The following is an 18,858-nucleotide window of genomic DNA, read 5'->3' on the forward strand; positions in this document are numbered from 1 at the left end:
CCTTTTAAAACTTCCGGCGCGTTCGCTCTTTTGGAAAAAACTCCTTCGGTCTTTGTTTCATAACGAACAGAGGCAGTCGGAAGATGAAATCTTTCACTTCGCTCCAATTGTAAATCGTTGCCGGTGTAACGTACGGTACACCGAAGCTCCGCAGTTTGACGACGTGAATACATAGAAGCAGGAAAAACAAAATGATCCCATATAAACCTAGAAAGGCAGCAAAGAACATGGCAACAAAGCGCAGCACCCGAAGTGCGACTCCCATCCCGTATTGAGGCGAAACAAAGGAGGCAATCGCCGTCGTGGCAACAACGATGACCATAATGGGGCTGACGAGTCCCGCCTGAACGGCCGCTTCCCCGATGATGATGGCACCGACAAGCCCGATCGTCTGCCCCACCGGACGCGGAAGGCGCAGGCCCGCTTCTCTCAGCATTTCGATGGCAAGTTCCATTAAGAGCGCTTCAATGATCGTCGGAAAAGGGACCCCTATCCGCGTGCTGGCAATGGCAAGAGCGAGCTCTGTCGGAATCATTCCTTGATGAAAGGAAATGAAGGCGACATAAAACGACGGCAGAAAAATGCTTAAGATAGCAGCAAAATATCTTAGCATCCGAATCAGGGACATTGGAATCCAGCGCTCATAATAATCCTCCGGAGACTGTATCATCATAGCGAACGTCGCCGGCACGATTAACGCGTACGGTGTTCCGTCAAGAAGAATAGAGATCCGTCCTTCCAGTAAACCTCCCATCACCCGATCCGGGCGCTCCGTCGCCTGCACCTGTGGAAAGATGGATAAATAATTATCTTCGATGAGCTGCTCAATGTAACCGGACTCAAGGGCATCATCGATATCGATATTCTTCACCCGCTGAATGACTTCCTGCAGCAGCTCTTCGTTTGCAATATCTTTGATATAGACGATGGCCAAATCCTTTTTTGACCGATCGCCTATTTCAAAATTAAGGATAGTCAAGTTCGGGTCATTCGTTAGTCTCCTCAGGATAGAGGTATTGTCACGAATGTTTTCGATGAACCCGATACGAGGACCACGGACAAGCGCTTCTGTAGGCGGCTCTTCAATCGCTCTTGACTTCCACCCTTTCACATCAAGAACAATCCCGACCTCCACGCCGTCCACAAGCAACAACGCCGACCCGGTCATGACTCCCTTGATGCCGCTCTCGATATCTTCCACTTCTTTAATCCCGGCTACACTGATCACGTGGTCAAGCAGATGCTGCTTCAACGCATCTTTTCTCCAATGCTTCCGCTTACCTGCACCATCTGACATCAGCGGTTTCAAAACAAAATTATTGATTTCCTCCACGTTCACAAGACCGTCGATATGGATAAGGGCACTAGATGGGCCGTCTTCCCCTAGCTTGAAGTTACGTGTTGTAATGTCTGCATTCATCCCGATCCGGTCATCTATTTTCTTTTTATTCTCTTTAAGAAGGTCTCCAATTGGTTCTCTCTCCTGTTCTTTCTCGTACGTTGTCCTAGTCCCTCGTGCCTTTCGCCGCAAGTCGACAATACCATGGGCCGCTTTCGTCGCAAAAACCGGAAACAGAATCAAGACAACGATACCTACATACACATCCGTCCTTGTAAGGAACGCTAACACAGATTCCATGGTATTCCCTCCTTACTAATAGTTTGGCTATTCTTACTGAAAGTGCGTGAGAATCAAGGAACACAATAAACCGACCGAGGCGATAAAACCGACGGCAGCGCCGCCTTCCTCATACGCTTCCGGCATCATGGCAGCCGTCACCATCGCAATGACCCCTCCGGCCGCGAACGCTCCGATGAAGGCGATCAGCCCGTCCGAGGCACCTTCAAGAAAAACGTAACCGGTCAGGGAACTAAGCGCAGATAACACGAGGACGACCCCCCATAAAAACAGGATCTTCCGATTAGAGTAACCATCCTTTTTCAATCCGACGCTGGAAGAGAGGCCCTCTGGAAAATTACTGATGAAGATGGCGATGACGAGGAGCCAGCTCACTCCGCCTCCTTCGAGCAGACTGACGCCGATGATGACGGACTCTGGAATGGCATCGATGATCGTACCGAAGAAGATCGCCATCCCGGAGGATCCTTGAGGATTCTCACGGGAACGCTTACGCTCTTTCCCGCCTTTTCTTGCAAGGACAAATTCAACGATCGTAAACAGCAGGGCTCCGCCGAGAAATCCAAGCGTCGTTGTTTTTAGTCCTCCTTCATGAACCGAATCAAGCAGGAGTTCAAACGAAGCAGCACCGATCAAAACGCCGGTACCGAATGCCATGATGGCCCCGATCCAACTCTTCTTCATGGTGAAAAAGAGGCCGACTAGCGAGCCGATAAATACCGCCGATCCTGCGACTCCTCCCCAGAACGCTGCTGTCCACATAGCCCTCACCTTTCTAATTCCGTTATATTCTTCTAGTGTGTGTTAAAAAAGGCAGGCTATGTGGGCCGGTATAAACAAAAAAATCCCCTCACGGTTGTGAGAGGATTTCGTTTCTGGTTAGTTTGTCTGCAAGGCCGGCTCTGCCTTCGTTTCCGCAGCAGGCACTTTCTTTTCTTTCTTCGGCTTTCCTTTGATGAAGAAGGACAACAGTAGCCCGACTATCGCAATGATGGTTGCGACAAGGAACGCTACATCAATGCCGTGGATAAGGGCATTGGACATTATGTTCTGCGGCTGTTCACCGGCAGACGGCGTATAGTCTTTGGACGCATTCGTCATCACTGTTACAAGCAGTGCCGTACCGATGGAACCTGCGATGGTACGAAGCGTGTTGTTCATCGCTGTACCATGCGGGATCCACTCTTTAGACAACTGGTTCAACCCTGCTGTAGATACCGGCATCATAACCATTGCGACACCCATCATGCGGATCGCATAGATTGTCACGATGAAGCTGTAACTCGTGTCCGCCGTCAAGTTGGAGAAGACGTACGTCATTGATGCGATGATGGTAAGTCCGGTAATCGCCAGCCAGCGTGCTCCGATCTTATCAAAAATCCTTCCGGTGATGGGAGACATGATTCCCATGACGAGCGCTCCCGGAAGCAGCATCAGACCAGATTCAAGTGCTGTGAATCCGCGCATCGTCTGCATGTAGATCGGCAGGAGCAATTCTGCACCGAGCATGGACATCATGACGATCATCGTGATGACAGCGGCAAGGGCGTAAATTTTGTTACCGAACACACGGAACTCTAGGATCGGTGTTTCCAAACGGAACTGACGGATGATGAACGACGCAAGGGCGACGACACCGATAATCAACGTAATATACACGTTCGGACTGGACCAGCCGTCATTACCGGCGCTGCTGAATCCGTAAAGCAGTCCGCCGAATCCGAAGGTAGACAGGATAATGGACAGCACATCGATCGTCGGGTTCGTCTGTTCCGTTACGTTCTTAAGCGCAAAGGCACCGAAGATGATGGCTCCGATGGCAATCGGAATAATAATGAGAAACGGTGTTCTCCAGGAATATTCTTCGACGAGATACCCGGACAATGTCGGCCCGATTGCCGGACCGAAGGCGATGACAAGTCCCGCCATCCCCATGACCGTCCCCCGCTTCTCGACTGGGAAAATCATCAACATAACCGTCTGCATGAGCGGCATCATAATACCGGCACCGCTCGCCTGGATCAAACGGCCGATAAGCAGCACCGAGAAGTTAGGTGCAGCTGCCGCTACGACGGTACCAATCGTAAACAGCGTCATCGCTGTAAAGAACAAGCGTCTCGTCGTGAACTTTCCTATTAAAAAGGCAGTGATCGGAATCATTACCCCGTTGACGAGCATGAATCCCGTCATCAACCACTGGGATGTATTAGCGGTAACATTCAATGTTTCCATAATATTCGGCAGAGCCGTGTTCAACAACGTCTGATTTAATATTGCCACAAACGCACTGACTAACAGTACCGATACGATCGCTATACGGTTGATCGGCTGTTTCTCTACTTGTTGTGTTTGTTCAGCCATACTTATTCCTCCTCATTCCTGATGGACAAGCCGCGCTTCAGAAGCCTGAGCTCGATCGCAAACTGCTCCATCGCTTTCTCTTTTGATAAACCTTTCGCAAAATGCCGGATCATATTATTGAACATCACCACACGAACGAGATGGATCGCATGGTACAATTCTTCTTCATTTCTTACATCCAGCAAACTCTCATCGATATACTGCCGGATATCATTCAAGTAAGTAAGGAATCGATCCCTTGTTTCCCCATTCGTAAACGTATTCTGCACTTTGTGATTCATGTTCAGAAACACGTGCTTGAAGAACAAGCGGTTCTCTTCCTCTTCAAACTCATCCAGCGTCTGGTGGAACAAATTCGTCATCGCTTCGAATATGTTCCCTTCTGTCTGCTGCAGATAAGAAATGAACAAAGCCTGCCTCTCTTTCGAGTGCTGTTTCAACAGATAGAAGAACACGTCCTCCTTATCCTCGAAATACTGATAAAAACTGCCTCTGGATACTCCGCATCCTTTAATGATGTTGGAAATCGAAGCATCGTGAAGCGGTGCTCTAGAAAACTCGGCACGCGCTGCCTTCATCAGCGCTTCCTGCTTCTCTTCTGGTAAATTGAAGAATGTTTGTTTCGGCATAGTATGCTTTCCCCCACATTGTGACACGGTGTCACATCCAACTGATAGTATGTATATTACTCCCCTTGATTCGAATAGTCAACTAAAAAGTGACACGGTGTCACATTTTTTATTTTCAAAAAAATAAGCCGGGAGATCACCGTCTCCCGGCCTTCGTCCGATACCAAATCATTGCTTGCTTTTCTATCTCTTTGACAACGTTGTTCTTTCCTGCAATATAGGCATCAATATCCTCGGGGAACCTGACGGCAAGCTCCGCTTTCAAGCGCCCGTATTCTTCTCTCGCCCGCTTGTGCGCGCGTAAATAATCACGAAAAGCGAGATGGCGGACGATTTCGCTGCTGCCCTTCGAAAACACGTGGACATGGTGGGTCCGGTCGTCCCCGCCCTTTTGAAAGAAGCGCCGGCCGGCGATCCCGTTTTCCCCTTTTGCTTCATAACCATGGGCCGTCATTTTCTCTTCGTATGTATCGACAACGGAAATGTCGGTTACGACCGGTAGGATATCAATGACCGGCTTCGCATGCAGACCAGGGACTGCCGTGCTGCCAATATGATGAATAGCCGGGACCACTTCCCCGAAAATCTTCCGGAGCGAATCCGCTTCTTTTTCGAACATTGCCGGCCATGCTTCGTTGTAACTGGTGACTTCTACGTTACGCAAGGTCTCTCCCCTTTCCACCGCTGCTACCCTTTTGTTACAGTATATAATAGATAAAGGAGGAATGTTCTATCGCTACTGTCCTTATAATCCTGATGGCCGTTTTGCTGCTCATCAGCTTCATCCGAAAGCTGACGAAGAAAAAAGTTTCCGAAGGCGAGGCTTACACGCCGCTTGACGACGTTTACGAAGGTCGGAACAACCGGAGCACCCTTCCTGACATAGACACTCACCGGAAAGCCCCTTATGAAGAAAGGGACGACGTATAAGTTCATTCCCGTAATAATGCAGCCCAGAACAATTGATACATGCAGACAAAGAACAGCGCAGCCATTAAACCGATGGCCGTATAAAAGTAGAAAGAAACCTCTCTTCCTGCCGCCTGCATCAGGAAATCCTGATTTGCGGACAGAACAATGAGAAGAATCGTATTTTGAATTACGACGAGGAAGAGAACGGCCCGTTCGTATTGTATCTTTTTGTTTTTCTCGGTTAGATTGATGTAATTCAGCTTCTCCGGCCGGCGTTTTAACAGACCGATCAACCGCCAGCTGAGGATACCGATGACCGGAAGAAGGAACGGGAAGTACTTGGACCCCCATTTATCGGGAACAGTATTGGTGAAGTGGATGGGGATGTTCCTCGGCAGATCCGGCAGATGAACACCCAGCTGGACGCTGTGGAAAAGGAGAGCTGCGGCTGTCAACAAAGCGATAGACCGCTGTATCATGATCTCCTTTTTCACGGCGTGTTCCAGAAGAAGGTTGTGACAATAAGGGGGATAACGATCGTTACTATCACCAAGGCCCCGTTCCCGATCAAACCGATGCGCTTGTAGAGCCCCTTCTCAGAAAACACTCCTGCAATCAATCCGAAGACGGCAAGTACGACACTGATAAGAAGGTAAGCGTCGTTCCCAAGCAGCATGACAATATACAGGATAAGGCTGAGAGCAAATAAACAGATGGATATCCGTGCCATGGTTCGTTTCATCTCTTCCTTTCACACCCCTTTCTCATTACATACTTCCAATTATTCCAAAATATATGACATTCATCAATAGTTACGCTATGATCCAATGCCCTGTCCCATTATGGATTTGGTATATAGAAAAAAGACCCTCTCTTTTCGAGAAGGTCTTCCAAGCTGCGTTCACAAGGCTGTCGTCTGGGAGACTTCCGTTTCATCAGGATCCGTTCCATCCTGCATATCCGGACGGTCTGGCAGGTCTATTCCCGCTTCTTCCAAACGGGCGTCTGCCTCCTCTTTCGTCATCGTGCCGGCTTCCACTTGATCGCGTACCTCTTCCATCACCTGCTTCTGCTCATCGGTTAAGTTCTCCATGAATCCACCTTTTCCGTGATGGGGGCCTTTCAGGCCGAGCGCTTCCATCTGATCTCTCGCTTCCTCTTCCGTCATCTCACCTGCTTCCACCTGATCGCGGATGGCGTCGACTTTCGCTTTCGTCTCTTCATCCAGCGCCTCAAAGCCGTGCCCGCCCCGATGGAATCCCTGCTCCTTCAGCTGATCAACTGCTTCATCTTCGGTGATGTCCCCACTCTTAAACTGCTGGAGAAGCTCGCGGACTTCGGTTTCAAACGCAGACTCTCCGGACTCGGAATCTGACGTGGCAGCAAAGGCAACACCCGGAATCGCGATGGCCAGCGCAAGCGCTCCTGTGATGGCTTTCTTCGATAATACGTTTTTCATTTGGTATCCTCCTGTAAACAATATTTGTGTTACAGGTTCATCTTACAAAGGATATGAGTCAGGAAGATGTCAAAGAAAAAGATACGTGTCCTGAATAGGACACGTATCTTTTTCTTACTACCTCGCCACATCCACAGTTTGGCTTTGCACCAGATCGGTTACATCCGCTTCCGTAAAAGAGAAGTGGTCCCCTTTCACGGTATGCTTCAATATGCTGGCTCCTAAACCGAATTCTAAGATCTCCTGGATATCGTAATTCTTCAGATTACCGTGGATAACGCCGGACGCAAAACTATCGCCGCCACCGATACGATCGAGGACCTTGAACGTATGCGGAGATGTTTCGTGCAAGGATCCGTCTTTGTACAGAAATCCCTGCAAACGATGCTGCTGTCCATCCATCACATGTCTGTCTGTGCAGGCAAATACGCTGATACCATATCTTTCGGAAGCTTTCTCGTAATAGTACCTAAGCCGCTCTCTGTCAGTGGAAGGACTATCTCCATAACCCAGCGTGTATTCAAAATCCTTCATCCCTGCAAAACAGATATCGACATAAGGAAAGATTTCTTCAAAGGCCTCCTTCGCTTCTGACTGACTCCACAATTTACTTCTATAGTTGCAGTCAAAGCATACCGTTATCCCATTTCGCTCAGCCTCTTTACATGCTTCCAGGGTGATAGCTTTTGCGACAGGACTGAGTGCAGGTGTAATGCCCGATACATAGAAGAGAGAACACCCCTCAAAGATTTCCTCCCAATCAAAATCCTCCGCAGTCAGATTGGTAAAAGAAGAATAAGAGCGGTCATACGTAACCTTGGAGGGACGGGAACCATAGCCTTCTTCTACAAAATAGATCCCCATTCTCCCCTCTACCGACTTCACTTTGCTCACATCCACTTGATTCTTCCTTAAAAAAGCAAGCGCATTCTCCCCGACATCGTTTGGAGGAAGAGCAGAGACCAGTGACACTTCATGGCCAAATTGGGAAAGAGCAACGGACACATTCACTTCCGCTCCGCCGATAAACCGTTCAAACATACCGGTTTCTTTCAAGCGTTCATAAGATGGAGCATTCAACCGGAGCAATACTTCCCCTAACGTAACGATTTTCGTCACACGACGCACTCCTTTACTGCTTGGACATAAGCTTTCGCTCTTTCTTTCACCGCTTCATAATCACCGATGCTGCCGGGCTTGGTGATATCCCCGCCTATTCCAACCATAATCGCGCCAGCTTTCAGCCACTCTTGAACGTTATCTAAACTTACTCCACCAGTCGGCATAACTTCCACTTGAGGAATTGGACCTTTAACCGCCTTGATATGGGATGGCGAGAAGGCCTGCCCAGGAAACAGCTTGACAATGGAAGCACCAGATTCAAGGGCAGCCACTGTTTCATTCACCGTCATACAACCTGGTATGTAAGGGATTTGATAACGATTGCAGAGAATAGAAGTTTCTTTATTGAAATTCGGCCCTACCACGAAGCGTGCACCTGCATGGATGGCCAATTTCGCTGTTTCCGCATCCAGAACCGAACCAGCCCCGACGAGTACGTCGTCCCGATCGGCAAAATGCCGGATGACTTCATCTGCTTGAGGGATTGTAAAGGTAATCTCAAGGCTTTGGATGCCGCCACGCACGCATGCTTCCGCTGTATGCACTGCTTCTTCATAGCTATCCCCTCTGATTACCACCGTTAATTTTTGATCTATCAATTCTTTGTATATTTCATATTTACGCATGTCCGTTCCTCCTAGACTCCAGAATATGCTGAAAAACCACCATCAATCGGTACAACTACTCCGTTGACAAAGCTGGATGAGTGGCGATCCACAAGCCACAGTAACGTCCCGATCAGTTCTTCCGGCTCTCCAAAACGATCCATTGGGGTTTGGGATATGATTTTATCTGCCCGCGACGTATAATCGCCCGTTGTATCTATTAACAGGTCTCTGTTTTGGTCCGTAAGAAAAAATCCAGGGGCTATCGCATTCACGCGGATCCCCACTTTAGAAAAATGAACGGAAAGCCATTGCGTAAAGTTACTGATCGCTGCTTTTGCCCCGCTGTAGGCAGGTATTTTCGTGAGAGGAGTGAAAGCGTTCATGGATGATATATTTATGATGGTCGCGCCATCACGCTCCACCATGCCCTCGGCGAATACTTGTGTCGGAATCAGTGTACCCGAGAAGTTCAACCGGAACAGATCATCGACAGCCTCGGTGTCCAAATCAAAGAATGTCTGAGCGTCAGAATCACTCATATCTAAATATTCCTGACTCGTCGTTGCTTTGGTATGATTTCCACCTGCGCCGTTTATCAAAATGTCGACGCTTCCCCATTCCTTGAAAATTTCGTCCCTTATTTCTTGTAATTCGCCTTTATTTAAAACGTCAACACTGAAACCCTTTGCTTCTCCTCCGGACTTTTGAATCTGTTCCACCGTCTTTGTAATCTTTTCTTTATTACGTGCAAGAATGGCAACCTTTGCTCCGCACTCAGCGAGGGATTGACTCATAATCGCTCCAAGAACACCGCTTCCCCCTGTTACCACTGCTACTTTATCCGTTAAATCAACTTGAAATGGCAGATGCATCATTCTTCCTCCATTCTTGCGATTGTATCAAGAATGCCGTTCAGGTAAGAGGCCCCCAGTGCACGGTCAAACAATCCATAGCCAGGCCGGCCTTCTTCTCCCCAAATCATGCGTCCGTGATCGGGTCGAATCGGACCCACAAAACCGTCGTCTACTAATTTTTTCATGACATCAACCATAGGAAGAGAACCATCATGAATTGAATGAGAGGTTTCCTGGAAAGACTTCTCCCCGGTCCACTTCACGTTTCTCGCATGAACGAAATGGATACGGCCTTTGGCTGCTTCCAAAATATCAAATAGATTATTGTTTCGATCCGCTCCATAAGATCCCGTGCAGAAGGTGATGCCGTTAGAAGGACTGTTCACTTTCTGTAATAAATAGGTGATATTCTCCTCATTTGTGATGATGCGCGGTAAACCGAATATCGACCATGGTGGATCATCCGGATGGATAGCCATACAAAGGTTCTCTTCTTCCGCTACAGGAATGATTTCCTCCAGGAAGTAGATCAGATGATTCATCAGTTGGCTTTCTTCCATACCACGATAGGCTTCCATGATAGATTCAAGTTCAGAAGTTTGATAGGAAAGATCCCAGCCCGGAAGAACCAATTCCCCACTCAGAGGATCAATGGAGCGCGCCTCTTCTTCGGAATAGGCTAAAGAAGTGGATCCGTCCGGGAGACTTTCATGTAAATTCGTCCGTGTCCAGTCAAAAACCGGCATGAAATTATAGCAGATGGTATGGATGCCGGCTTTCTTCAAATTCCTCAGCGTTTGTTGATAATTCTTTATATAACGATCCCTTGCAGGACGGCCCAGCTTGATATCTTCATGAACGGGTACACTCTCTACCACATTCCATTTAAGTCCAGCTTGTTCTATGACTTCCTTCAAATCCATTATCCGCTCATATGGCCATATTTCTCCTGCAGGGATATCATAAATAGCGGTAACAATGCCTTCCATCCGGGGGATTTGTTTAATGTTCTCCAACGTCACCGGATCCTCGTGGTTGTACCAGCGAAAGCTCATTTCCATCAGATCACTCCTCTCTATAAATTAAAGTAGCGCTTTGCGTTGTAATAGGATATATCCTGCACATAGCTTCCCAGCCATTTCGAATCTGCAGGCACTCTTCCTTCCTCCATCCATCGCCCGAGCAGGTTACAAAGAATCCTCCGGAAATACTCATGCCTGGAAAAGGACAAGAACGAACGGGAATCTGTCAGCATGCCGATGAAGTGCCTTATCAGTCCGACATTCGCAAGAATCTTCATCTGATCTTCCATTCCATCAATATGGTCATTAAACCACCAGGCAGTACCGAACTGGACTTTCCCCGGGATGCTTCCATCCTGAAAGTTTCCAGCCATCGTTGCCAGGATATAGTTATCTCTTGGGTTCAGACCGAAGAGGACGGTTTTCGGAAGGGTATCCTCATATTCCAGAGAATCAAGGAACCTTGACAGGGCATCCGCCAAAGGAGCATCCCCGATAGAGTCGTATCCGGAATCCCTGCCGATAGCTTCAAGCATTTTTGTATTATTATTCCGAAGCGGACCGATATGTAACTGCATCACCCAGCCCCGCTCGGAATAGTCCGCAGCTAAATGAAGAAGCGTCCTTGTCTGGTATTTTTCTACTTCCAGATCCGTCAAAACGCCACCATTCAAGCGCTTCTGATAAATCCTTTCAACCTCTGCTTCTGTACTCTCTTCATAGAACATCCGGTTCAGTCCATGATCCGATGCACGGCATCCGTGCTGATCGAAATACTCTATCCTGTTGGAGAGAGCAGTAAGGAAGTCTTTATAAGTATTAAGGTTTTCATCCACTACTTCTCCTAGTTTCTCTGTCCAGCTGATAAACCCGGCACCAGCGATATTAAGTGCTTGATCCGGACGGAAGGAAGGAGCGACTTTCACATCCAACTGTTCCTTTGCTATCCATTGATGAGCAGATAAATCATCGGTCGGGTCATCGGTCGTACCGAGAAATTCCACTCGATCCTTTGCCAAAAGGCTTCGAACCGACATACTCTTTTCTTTCAATGCGGCATTGGTTCTTTCCCATATGTCGTCGGCCGTCTCCGGTGAGAGGAAGTCATGAATGCCAAAGTAGTTTTTTAATTCCATCTGCGTCCATTGGAAGAGAGGATTTCCTAATGTATTCGGCACTGTTTCTGCCCAAGCATCAAATTTCTCTTTCTTGGATGCGTTCCCTGTTATGAAGTGCTCCTTTATCCCGTTTGCCCGCATCAATCTCCATTTGTAATGGTCTCCGGACAACCAGACATCCGTAATGGTCTCAAAGCTGCTGTCATCCGCTACTTCCTGTGGAGGAAGGTGATTATGAAAATCGATGATCGGCATGTCCCTGGCATAATCATGGTATAACTCTTTCGCATAAGCGGTGGTCAGTAGAAAGTCATCAGTCAATAATTGCGGCATATCCAATCCCCTCCTCTATTTATTTAAGTTCCATTGATACGTATGTTCCGTCAATCGCTCTCCATTCACTTCTATGGTCCGCTCCTCTGTTTCAGGGAAGTAAAGATTCACAGATTCATATGGAGGTCGGTACTTCCCTTCCAGTTCTACATGTACTTGAACCACATCCGGTGTTGTTTTCATTACTGCTTTAATCCAACTGCAGTTTCCTTGTTCGTACTCCATCGTTTCTCCGTCATCCTCATAAACCTTCCTTCTGCTCTCACCTGTTTCCTTAGAAGGAAAAATCAATAGTCCCCGCTCGTCCTTATCTTTCGTTGCGAAAGTCACGGCACCGTCTCGAATCGGGAGCACAGATCCACCTTGAGCAAATAATGGAACGGTATGGATAGAAACAGGAAGAGTTAAAGACTGCCCTCCTGCATGCCATATGTGAGAGGCAATGTCATACCAACCATCCTTATTTTCAGGAAGGTACACCGTTCTTTCTTTCTGCCCCTTCTCCATTACATTAGCAACCAACAGATCTTTACCTACTAGGAAATCATCGCTCTCCTCGAACGTATGCGGGTCCTTTTCGAAATGGTAAAAGGTCGGAGTCAACATTGGCTGATGTTCTGCATGAGCTTGATATAACAGGTGATAGAGATAAGGCAGCCACTTGACACGTTCTTTCATCCAATAGCGGATCTCCTCCACGTGTTCTTCGTACATCCAGGGAACGTTGACCGTTTTGTCGTCGTTCCAGGAGTGAATCGTAAATCTTGGATGGAAGATACCATTTTGTATCCAGCGGATAAATAACTCCGGTTCCGGAGCTTTCCCTGCAAATCCACCCACATCATGACCGAAGTTGTAAATCCCGGAAAGGCTAAGACTGAGGCCCATCTTCTGGTTGTAGCGGATAGTTTTCCAATCGGTATAATTATCTCCTGACCAAGTCTGCACATAACGGTGCATACCAGGGCCGCCTGATCTGGATATCAAATAAGGACGCCTTTCTGGTGCATACTCTCTCTGCGCTTCATAAGATGCTTTCATCATCAACAAAGTCTGGATCGGTTTTAAAAGAGATACCGGCACCTGCTTACCGAAACCGTCCGCCAGTGCTCGTTCATCCCATATTTCATATTCGTTGTTATCGTTCCATGTAGAATCAATTCCATAAGCAAGCAACGTTTCTTTGACACGATCCTTCCACCAGTGAACCGTTGCTTCATTCGTAAAGTCCAGGTAAGATCCAAGCTCATCCCAAAACTGGGAGACCTCCGGATTTATTCCGGTGTAATCTTTGATGAAGAGCTGCTGGTCTTTCAGTTTTTCATACTCCGGGTGGTCGACAAGCAGCGCTGGTTTAATGTTGGCACATACTTGGATACCGTGATCATGAAAATGATCGTTCATTCCCTGCGGATCTGGAATTTTGCTTTTGTTCCAGTGGAATACATAACGCTTATCTCCGATGGATGTATATCCGGAAGACAACTGAAAGGAATCGCAAGGGATGTCGTATGCTTTACAGGCCTCCACGAACTTCTTCAGTTGATCCTGAGCATCCGGTTCATCCGTATAGGTCATCGTAGAACCTGAATAACCGAGACTCCATTTTGGAGGAAAGATAGTCCGGCCGGTCATCCAGGTGTAGGTTTCCACCACATCTTTGATTTCGGGACCAAGAATGAAATAATAATCAAGGTCGCCATTCTTGGCATGGTAATAGCGGTACAACCCATGGTAGTTGTCCAGCTCCGCCCCCATATCAAAGGTGCTGTCAGAGTAATTATCGTAATAAATCCCGTAAGAACTATCCGTTACCGGAGAATGCACCAGATAGAATGGAAGATGTTTGTATAACGGGTCTGTATGTTCCGCATCGTATCCCATGGCATCGATCGTCCGCATTTGGTACCTTTTATGGTGTCGGTCCATCCTTCCGCCTTTTTCTCCGAGCCCGTAGTAATGATCCCGGGCATCGCGCTCCATATAGTGCGATACCCCTTCTCCCAGCTGCTTACTGAAGTTATAGCTTTGTGTTTTGCGGTCTCCGGCTATTTTCCTCCAGCTGTCATGTTCCTTCTCATACCAGTCGATACAGAATCCATCCATATGAATGACTGCTTTTAAGGAGTTAGTCCATACCTGAACCGTCCCTTCTTCTTCTTTCACATCGTATGAAGGTAAAGAAAACGGAGATAAGTCAAAACGGTCCCGCCCCGCAAAAGGAACATCCTCCATGCCAGGCGCAATTGTCCACGTTTGCCCCAGACTATGAGCTGATTCCATCCGGTTGTACACACGGAAAATCCGCTCCTCTAAAATATATAATTGGACGATATTGTCTTCTGCCTGAAAGGTTAATACATTAGGCTTCTGTTCGGTTAAGCAAAAAGTTAATGTTGATATCATTCTTCTTTACTCCTTTCCTCTCATCAAGTGAGTCCGAATAAACGCGGCAGCACCATACTGATCCACGGAATGTATGTGATAAGCATCAAAGCAATAATTAAAGCTACGAACATTTTGGTCAGCGGCTTAAGAACCGATTCAATAGACACATTGGCGACACTGCATCCGACAAACAAAGCACTCCCTACCGGCGGGGTCATAATACCGATACACAGGTTGAACACCAGGACGATACCGAAATGCACAGGATCCATGCCGAGCTGCACCGCAATCGGAAGGAAGATCGGTGTGAAGATCAGAACGGCCGGAGTCAAATCCATGAATGTTCCTACAATAAGGAGGATAATATTCATAATTAACAATATAATGATAGGATTCTCAGATGCCTGTAATAATAGATCTGTTATGGCTGTTGGTATCCCGGTAAAGGCCATGACCCAGGACATGATGGAGGAAGCTCCAACTAAAAACAGGACGATTCCGGTCATTACTACTGTTTCTGTCAGTATCCCAGGGATGTCCTTCCACTTAATTTCCCGGTAAACCGCCGCCAGAATGACCGAATAAAGAACGGCCACCGCAGCCCCTTCCGTTGCAGTGAAAATTCCAGCGACTATTCCGCCGATAACGATAACAATCAACAAAAGACTCGGGATAGCATCCAGGAATACTTTCACCCCCTGCGAAAAACTGGGGCGTTCTGCAACTGGATAGGATTGCTTCTTCGCAATGAAGTAAGCGACAATCATGACAGAAAGACCCATCAAGATGCCCGGCAGGTAACCTGCAATAAATAAAGCCGATATCGATGTTCCTCCACTGACCAGAGAGTAAAGGATTAAGACGCTGCTCGGTGGGATTAACAACCCTGCCGGAGAAGAGGCAATATTAACAGCCGCCGAATAGGATTTGTCATACCCCTCTTTCTCCTGCAGAGGCGTCATTACTTTACCAATGGCTGCTGCGGAAGCAACGGCAGAACCGGATATCGAGCCAAACAGCATGTTCCCGACAACGTTTGTGTGTGCCAAAGAGCCCGGGAGACGACCTCCGATCAGCTTGGCAAGATTGATCAACCGGATGGCAATACCACCGTTGTTCATAATGCTTCCAGATAAAATGAAGAAAATGACGGCAAGCAGAGAAAAGCTGTTGATCCCCTGCACCATCTTCTGAGCTGCTGTAAATACAGCTACATCCATCGGGACGACCAGAAGAGCAGTAACAAAGGAGGAAACACCGATTCCTACTGAGATAGGAACACCGATGATTAATAGTAGAAAAAAAACACCAAAAAGCACGAGAGAAGCTTGTAGAGCTATATCCATATTCTCTACACCTCACCTTTCAACTCTTGCTGATATTCTTTCAGCAGTAATAATTTATAAAGGACTACGAGCACCCCGCTGATCGGCATAATAGAATAAACGTAACCCATCGGCAGATTCAGAATCGGAGTCGTTTGACTCATCGTGATGCTTACTACTTCCATCCCGCCTTTCACCATAATCAAAAGGGCAAAAGCAAGGATAAACAGATCATTGATGATACGAAGCATTAAACGCCGCTTCCCTTTAAACTTGTTCTTCATAAAGGTGATTGCTAAGTGTTGATTGGAACCAAAGGCATAGGTGGCCCCGAGAATGGACGTCCATACAAGTAAAAAACGCAGCAGCTCCCCCGTGAACGTGCTGGGCGCGCTGATTAAGTAACGGCTGGCCACTTGCCAAAGGGCTCCAAGAACAAGCGCTATAGTAAAAACTGTTGTTACGGATAAAATTATGCGGTCTAATGTTTTTTTCACTTTATCTACCATTGGTATCTCCTTCCTCCAATCTAACGCACCATCAGCCCGTACTTCTTTTGGTTGAACCGAACTTCATATCCAACAAGTATCGTGTAACACACCACAATTGAAATCGTTTTCATAAGTGCGTGAATTTTATTTATCAACAGATACCTTATGTAGGAAGCGTGAAAGCCTGACCGTTCTATACCAACAAGCTTTCACGTTCCAGTTAAACACTCCAAACATTTATGGCTTTAATGATTCAATTTCTTCCATTACTTCAGCCATCTTCGGATCTTCTTTAAATGTATCGTGCATCGGTTGGACAGCTTCAATAAATGGTGCCTTGTCTACATCGTAAAATTCCACGCCCATCTCTTCTGCTTCCTTCACCGCTTCTTCAATAGATTTATCCCACATTTCTGTATGGTATGCTGTTGCTTCCTGTGCCGCTTCCTGGAAGGCTTTCTGCTGATCTTCTGTCAGCCCTTCCCATGTTTCCTTGTTAATGATCAGAACATCAGGAATGATTGTATGTTCGTTGCGCGAGAAAACCTTTGCTACTTCTCCATGTTTTCCTGTCGTTAAGGCCGTTTCATTACTCTCGGCTCCGTCAACCACTCCTTGTTGAAGCGCCGTATAAATTTCTCCGTAAGGCATCGGCGTCGGTGTACCTCCGAACAACTCCACCATTTCAATAGCACTAGGGCTGTCCATCACGCGTACCTTTACACCTTTTAAATCTTCCGGCTTTTCTATTGGTGTATCCTTTGTATAGAAACTTCTAGCACCGGAGTCAAAGTAACCAATTCCGATAAACCCTTTTTCTGCCGTCGATTGATATATACTATCCGGAACGTCCGACTCCATGACCGCCCGGTAATGATCTTTGCTTTCAAAAAGGTATGGAAGGGAGAAGATAGAGTAATCGGATGAGAAGCTCTCCAATGCTCCTGCACTTACCTTCGTCATATCCACCGCACCACTTTGCAGCTGCTCCAGGACTTCTTTCTCTCCACCAAGCACTCCATTGGCGTAAATTTTCACTTTCACTTCTCCATTCGTCTTCTCATCTACAGACTCCGAAAATTTTTCCAAAGCTTTGTGTATGGAATGCTCCTCACTCATGTTATGTGCTAATTTCAACTCTTTCGTTTTACTGCCGTTACCTGAAGCTTCCTCCGAATTACCACATCCTGCAAGAAGCAGCAAACTCCCAACCAACATTAATGACCAGACCACAACCTTCTTCAACACTTCCACTCCCTTTCCTATTCTGATGGCGCTTTCAAAACTTTGTTTGTTTACACAACAAACTGTTAGCTATATAATAAATTTAAAGATTGAATATTTCAAGACTTTTTTGAAAGGGTTTTCAGATGAATACAGCAGATGCTACTTATATCAAGGCTTTAAACAAGAGAATATTGATTGAAAAAATTATTGAGAACCAGTCCATCTCTAGAATAGAGCTGTCGCGAATCACTGGTTTAAATCGCTCGACCGTATCTGCACAGATTAATCAAATGATGGAGGAGGAACTGGTGCTCGAACGTTCCCCGGATGTGTCGAGAGGCGGAAGAAAAGCGATTTTACTGCAGATGAATGAAAATGCAGGATTCACTATCGGTGTAGATATCGACTATCCCAGCACTCAAGTACAAGTAACCAATTTACTTGGAAAGCCGATCCGTACTTACCATATTGAGATGAAAGAAAAAGGATCAGGAGAGAACATCGAGCACATCATACAATCCCTACAGACGATTGCCAAGGAATGCAAAATTATGGATTCTCCAAAAGGTCTTGTTGGCATAGGGGTAGGCATCCACGGCATCGTCCATAATTCCAATGACGTGGTGTACACGCCGAAATTGGATTGGATCGACGTTGAATTAAAAGACGAAATGCAGAAACATTTTAACGTGCCGATATTCATCGATAACAACGCAAACTTAACGGTGTATGCAGAGCAGGTATTTAACCATCCCCTGCCGGATTTATTTACCGTTACCATGTATTCAGGCATTGGACTCGGTATATTGGAGAACAATCGAATCTATCGTGGATATCAGGGGTTTGCTGGAGAAATCGGTCATATGATCGTGGAAAAAGGCGGCCTGCCGTGCCCTTGCGGAAATCAAGGCTGCTGGGAGCTGTATGCGTCGGAACAGGCGTTAATCAGAGCATTGAACGATAAAGGCGTTCCTATTGACTGTTTAACCACAATAGATGATTCCGTTTGGCAGGATCATCCTGAGCTTTTGACAAGGTTCCTCGATTACTTGGCGATTGGACTGAATAACATCATTAACATCTTCAATCCGCAAATTACAATTTTGAACAGCGAGTTCCTCCTCCATCACCAGGAACTGCTCGAACACCTGAAACAACGTTTGACATCTAAGATTAATAATTATGATGCGATTCTTACGTCTACACTGGGTAAGGATGCCTGTTCCTTGGGAGGAGCCATGCTCGCGTTAAAAAATTACTATCAGGTAGAAACGCTGAACTTGAAGGCCTATAACTATTTTTAATCCAGGACGCTGACATATGGAGGTGGCTGACGTTACAGGAGAACTGCCCGACATTCCCATAAGCGG

General features: G+C 46.8%; 19 protein-coding genes. 1 reads left to right on the forward strand and 18 read right to left on the reverse strand.

Going from position 1 to position 18,858, the window contains the following annotated elements:
• Positions 1–4 precede the first annotated feature (4 nt).
• The 18 genes from AXG56_RS10835 to AXG56_RS10915 all read right to left on the reverse strand — a co-directional run bounded on the left by AXG56_RS10835 (position 5) and on the right by AXG56_RS10915 (position 17,509).
• Entirely contained in the window at positions 5–1,639 is a 1,635-nt protein-coding gene (locus AXG56_RS10835; RefSeq protein WP_062514433.1) for a spore germination protein, read from the reverse strand.
• A gap of 33 nt (positions 1,640–1,672) precedes the next feature.
• A complete protein-coding gene (locus AXG56_RS10840) occupies positions 1,673–2,401 on the reverse strand; it encodes a ZIP family metal transporter (protein WP_062514436.1) in 729 nt (242 codons plus the stop codon).
• A 117-nt stretch (positions 2,402–2,518) separates the two neighbouring features.
• A complete protein-coding gene (locus AXG56_RS10845) occupies positions 2,519–4,000 on the reverse strand; it encodes a DHA2 family efflux MFS transporter permease subunit (protein WP_008633206.1) in 1,482 nt (493 codons plus the stop codon).
• Between the two features lie 2 nt (positions 4,001–4,002).
• Complete coding sequence (locus tag AXG56_RS10850) at positions 4,003–4,629, reverse strand: TetR/AcrR family transcriptional regulator (protein WP_008633207.1); 627 nt, start codon at positions 4,627–4,629, stop codon at positions 4,003–4,005.
• Between the two features lie 136 nt (positions 4,630–4,765).
• Positions 4,766–5,293 carry a GrpB family protein gene (locus tag AXG56_RS10855; protein WP_082794470.1) on the reverse strand — a complete coding sequence of 176 codons (528 nt, stop codon included), beginning with the start codon at positions 5,291–5,293 and terminating at the stop codon, positions 4,766–4,768.
• A gap of 23 nt (positions 5,294–5,316) precedes the next feature.
• Positions 5,317–5,523, reverse strand: coding sequence for a hypothetical protein (locus AXG56_RS19315; RefSeq protein ID WP_153017417.1), 207 nt, complete (start codon positions 5,521–5,523; stop codon positions 5,317–5,319).
• Positions 5,524–5,561: 38 nt separating this feature from the next.
• On the reverse strand, positions 5,562–6,020 hold the full coding sequence (locus AXG56_RS10860) for a DUF1648 domain-containing protein (protein WP_062514438.1): 459 nt from the start codon (positions 6,018–6,020) through the stop codon (positions 5,562–5,564).
• An 11-nt stretch (positions 6,021–6,031) separates the two neighbouring features.
• Positions 6,032–6,283 (reverse strand): hypothetical protein, encoded by a 252-nt coding sequence (locus tag AXG56_RS10865; RefSeq protein ID WP_235601495.1) that lies wholly within the window; start codon positions 6,281–6,283, stop codon positions 6,032–6,034.
• A gap of 159 nt (positions 6,284–6,442) precedes the next feature.
• Complete coding sequence (locus AXG56_RS10870) at positions 6,443–7,000, reverse strand: hypothetical protein (protein WP_026578112.1); 558 nt, start codon at positions 6,998–7,000, stop codon at positions 6,443–6,445.
• Between the two features lie 117 nt (positions 7,001–7,117).
• Positions 7,118–8,119: a sugar kinase gene (locus AXG56_RS10875; protein WP_062514440.1), complete on the reverse strand. Its 1,002-nt coding sequence runs from the start codon at positions 8,117–8,119 to the stop codon at positions 7,118–7,120.
• Positions 8,116–8,748 carry a bifunctional 2-keto-4-hydroxyglutarate aldolase/2-keto-3-deoxy-6-phosphogluconate aldolase gene (locus tag AXG56_RS10880; protein ID WP_062514442.1) on the reverse strand — a complete coding sequence of 211 codons (633 nt, stop codon included), beginning with the start codon at positions 8,746–8,748 and terminating at the stop codon, positions 8,116–8,118. Before AXG56_RS10880 ends, AXG56_RS10875 begins: the two co-directional genes overlap by 4 nt.
• Before the next feature lie 11 nt (positions 8,749–8,759).
• Entirely contained in the window at positions 8,760–9,602 is an 843-nt protein-coding gene (locus AXG56_RS10885; RefSeq protein ID WP_026578110.1) for an SDR family oxidoreductase, read from the reverse strand.
• The gene (locus AXG56_RS10890) at positions 9,602–10,645 is read right to left on the reverse strand and encodes a mannonate dehydratase (protein ID WP_008633230.1); all 1,044 of its coding nucleotides are present in this window, start codon (positions 10,643–10,645) and stop codon (positions 9,602–9,604) included. Before AXG56_RS10890 ends, AXG56_RS10885 begins: the two co-directional genes overlap by 1 nt.
• A gap of 14 nt (positions 10,646–10,659) precedes the next feature.
• Positions 10,660–12,057 (reverse strand): glucuronate isomerase, encoded by a 1,398-nt coding sequence (uxaC, locus tag AXG56_RS10895; RefSeq protein WP_062514444.1) that lies wholly within the window; start codon positions 12,055–12,057, stop codon positions 10,660–10,662.
• 15 nt (positions 12,058–12,072) lie between these two features.
• Complete coding sequence (locus tag AXG56_RS10900; RefSeq protein WP_062514446.1) at positions 12,073–14,463, reverse strand: TIM-barrel domain-containing protein; 2,391 nt, start codon at positions 14,461–14,463, stop codon at positions 12,073–12,075.
• A 23-nt stretch (positions 14,464–14,486) separates the two neighbouring features.
• The gene (locus tag AXG56_RS10905) at positions 14,487–15,785 is read right to left on the reverse strand and encodes a TRAP transporter large permease (protein WP_026578106.1); all 1,299 of its coding nucleotides are present in this window, start codon (positions 15,783–15,785) and stop codon (positions 14,487–14,489) included.
• 11 nt (positions 15,786–15,796) lie between these two features.
• Complete coding sequence (locus AXG56_RS10910) at positions 15,797–16,279, reverse strand: TRAP transporter small permease (RefSeq protein WP_026578105.1); 483 nt, start codon at positions 16,277–16,279, stop codon at positions 15,797–15,799.
• A gap of 219 nt (positions 16,280–16,498) precedes the next feature.
• Entirely contained in the window at positions 16,499–17,509 is a 1,011-nt protein-coding gene (locus AXG56_RS10915; RefSeq protein WP_008633245.1) for a TRAP transporter substrate-binding protein, read from the reverse strand.
• A gap of 122 nt (positions 17,510–17,631) precedes the next feature.
• Here AXG56_RS10915 and AXG56_RS10920 point away from each other — a divergent pair, with 122 nt between their 5' ends.
• Complete coding sequence (locus AXG56_RS10920; RefSeq protein WP_062514448.1) at positions 17,632–18,792, forward strand: ROK family transcriptional regulator; 1,161 nt, start codon at positions 17,632–17,634, stop codon at positions 18,790–18,792.
• Positions 18,793–18,858 lie beyond the last annotated feature (66 nt).

The sequence above is a fragment of the Halobacillus sp. KGW1 genome, from assembly GCF_001592845.1.
Classification (GTDB): Bacteria; Bacillota; Bacilli; order Bacillales; family Halobacillaceae; genus Halobacillus.

Coding starts and splice junctions, on each gene's coding strand:
- AXG56_RS10850 (WP_008633207.1), bottom strand. CDS start 4,629: ATGCCGAAACAAACATTCTTCAATTTACCAGAAGAGAAGCAGGAAGCG.
- AXG56_RS10845 (WP_008633206.1), bottom strand. CDS start 4,000: ATGGCTGAACAAACACAACAAGTAGAGAAACAGCCGATCAACCGTATA.
- AXG56_RS10860 (WP_062514438.1), bottom strand. CDS start 6,020: ATGATACAGCGGTCTATCGCTTTGTTGACAGCCGCAGCTCTCCTTTTC.
- AXG56_RS10865 (WP_235601495.1), bottom strand. CDS start 6,283: ATGAAACGAACCATGGCACGGATATCCATCTGTTTATTTGCTCTCAGC.
- AXG56_RS10885 (WP_026578110.1), bottom strand. CDS start 9,602: ATGCATCTGCCATTTCAAGTTGATTTAACGGATAAAGTAGCAGTGGTA.
- AXG56_RS10880 (WP_062514442.1), bottom strand. CDS start 8,748: ATGCGTAAATATGAAATATACAAAGAATTGATAGATCAAAAATTAACG.
- AXG56_RS10910 (WP_026578105.1), bottom strand. CDS start 16,279: ATGGTAGATAAAGTGAAAAAAACATTAGACCGCATAATTTTATCCGTA.
- AXG56_RS10920 (WP_062514448.1), top strand. CDS start 17,632: ATGAATACAGCAGATGCTACTTATATCAAGGCTTTAAACAAGAGAATA.
- AXG56_RS10840 (WP_062514436.1), bottom strand. CDS start 2,401: ATGTGGACAGCAGCGTTCTGGGGAGGAGTCGCAGGATCGGCGGTATTT.
- AXG56_RS10870 (WP_026578112.1), bottom strand. CDS start 7,000: ATGAAAAACGTATTATCGAAGAAAGCCATCACAGGAGCGCTTGCGCTG.
- AXG56_RS10835 (WP_062514433.1), bottom strand. CDS start 1,639: ATGGAATCTGTGTTAGCGTTCCTTACAAGGACGGATGTGTATGTAGGT.
- uxaC (WP_062514444.1), bottom strand. CDS start 12,057: ATGCCGCAATTATTGACTGATGACTTTCTACTGACCACCGCTTATGCG.
- AXG56_RS10890 (WP_008633230.1), bottom strand. CDS start 10,645: ATGGAAATGAGCTTTCGCTGGTACAACCACGAGGATCCGGTGACGTTG.
- AXG56_RS10900 (WP_062514446.1), bottom strand. CDS start 14,463: ATGATATCAACATTAACTTTTTGCTTAACCGAACAGAAGCCTAATGTA.